This is a genomic window from Ferruginibacter sp. (assembly GCF_031430955.1).
GTDB lineage: Bacteria > Bacteroidota > Bacteroidia > Chitinophagales > Chitinophagaceae > Ferruginibacter.
Genome location: NZ_JANPCM010000023.1, coordinates 1 through 2,033, shown reverse-complemented (window position 1 = coordinate 2,033; position 2,033 = coordinate 1). Strand labels below are relative to the sequence as shown.

The 2,033-nt window shown below is 33.3% G+C and carries 2 protein-coding genes and 1 pseudogene; 2 read left to right on the top strand and 1 reads right to left on the bottom strand.

What is annotated here, in order from left to right; translation table 11 throughout:
- The coding region (locus tag ACY65O_RS00615; protein ID WP_462218907.1) for a hypothetical protein at positions 1–540 on the top strand (540 nt) is incomplete at its 5' end.
- Between the two features lie 41 nt (positions 541–581).
- Positions 582–1,574: an aldo/keto reductase gene (locus ACY65O_RS00610; RefSeq protein ID WP_462218906.1), complete on the top strand. Its 993-nt coding sequence runs from the start codon at positions 582–584 to the stop codon at positions 1,572–1,574.
- A gap of 4 nt (positions 1,575–1,578) precedes the next feature.
- On the opposite strand, the pseudogene ACY65O_RS00605 reads toward ACY65O_RS00610, so the two are convergent.
- A pseudogene (locus ACY65O_RS00605) lies at positions 1,579–2,033 on the bottom strand (glutamate--tRNA ligase); the annotation flags it as partial.

The following is a 2,033-nucleotide window of genomic DNA, read 5'->3' as shown; positions in this document are numbered from 1 at the left end:
TATGGCATTGATAATGCAGTAACAAAAAAATATGCCTGGATAGACAACTGGCATGTTTATTTACGATTTTTTTATTACATCACTTTACTGGCTACGTTATTAGTATTTATTTTCAGGCACAGTACTGTTAAAACATTTTTTCTTTCTGTATTAACAGCAGTGTTATTGATGATAATTACCGGGCTTTTAATGGTAATGAGTAATGGTAACGAAACTTCGGTTTTATCTTTTATGATAGTGTATTACCTGATTTTTGCCATTATTGCTTTATCAATTTTTGCTGCTAAAGTGCGTAATGCCATACAGGGTATTTCGTTAAATTTATTTTTATTTGCGACACCTTTTATTCCTTTAATTTTTGTTGCACTAAACGAAACTATAAAGCAAAGGCAATCTTATATTATTAAAACACAGGAGGTTGATAACAGTGCTTTATACTTTTTAATCGCAGAAATTGCAGGTAGTGTTATTTTATTAGTTTTACTGGAACCTTTATTTAGAAAGTTATACCGCAAATGGTATGCAGCACCGGAAAATTAATTTTAATTGCAGTAAATTTTAATCTTTAAACTTCAGCAACAATGCAATACCGAAAATTTGGTAATACTGATTTGTTAGTTAGCGAAATTGGTTTTGGCGCATGGGCAATTGGTGGCAATGCCATGGTAGGCAACACTGCAATTGGTTGGGGCAAAGCAGATGATGCCGTATCTGCTGCAGCTATACACAAGGCATTAGACTGTGGTATTAATTTTTTTGATACCGCCGATTTTTATGGCCTTGGTCATTCAGAAAATTTACTGGGTAAGCATCTTAAAAAAAATAAAGAAATTGTTGTGGCTACAAAAGCGGGCCATAGAAATATTAATGAAACTATACAATTAGATTACAGTAAAGAATATATTGTTGAAGCCTGCGAAGCCAGTTTAAAAAGATTGCAGAGAGATACAATAGATTATTACCAGTTGCACAGTGCCCGTATGCAGCATTTTGAAAAAGAAAAATGTGTAGAAGCAATGGAAATTCTAAAACAGCAGGGAAAAATAAGATACTGGGGTTTATCACTAAATACTTTTTATCCTGAACCGGAAGCCAATTATTTAATGAGTAATAAAATGGGTAGTGGGTTTCAATTAGTATACAATATTATTAATCAACGGGCTTTGCCATTAGTAAAAACAGCAGGTAAAAATGGTTATGGCATAATTGCACGGATGCCTTTGCAATTTGGTTTATTGACCGGAAAATTTTCTGCTGAAACAAATTTTACTGCAGATGACCACCGCAGTTTTCGGTTTAATAAAGAAATTTTAAATAACTCTTTAAAAATTTTAGACGAAAAAATATGGCCGATTTGTAACAAATATAATATCAGTAAAACTTCACTTGCCCTAAGTTATATTTTAAGTTATGGTGAAGTCAGTACCGTCATCCCCGGCATTCGTACACCACAACATGCAGTTGATAACACCGCTGGCATTACCAAATTAGCGACGGAAGATATGATGTTGATAGAAGATGTTTTTACAAATGAGTTTGCAGCTGTTGTTGGCTTAATGGAAAAACAAGGTTGATGTGTTAAAAAACTTTCAACGCATTTTCAATCCGCTTAATTGTTTCTGCTTTGCCGATATTTTCTGCAATAACAAAAACGGGCGGGCCAAATTTCCCGCCAACGAGCATTACCCTTAATGGCATTTGCAATTCGCCGGGTTTAATATTTTTTTCTGTTGCAAGATTTTTAAATACATCTTCAATTGCTTCCAATACCCAATTTTCAATTGCTGATAATTTATTTATAAATTCCAAAAAGAAATTTTTCTTTTCTTCATTCCACTTTGGTTTTACAGCATCAACATCTAACGTTTCAGGTGTTACAAAAAAGTAGCTGGCCTGAGTAAAAAAATCAGGAAGTAAAATACACCGGTCGCTTACTAAATTTAAAATTGCTTCAAATTTTTCATCGTCAACAATGCTAATTCCGGCTGATTCAAAAATCTCTTTAACTTTTAACTTGTAACTATCAACACCTA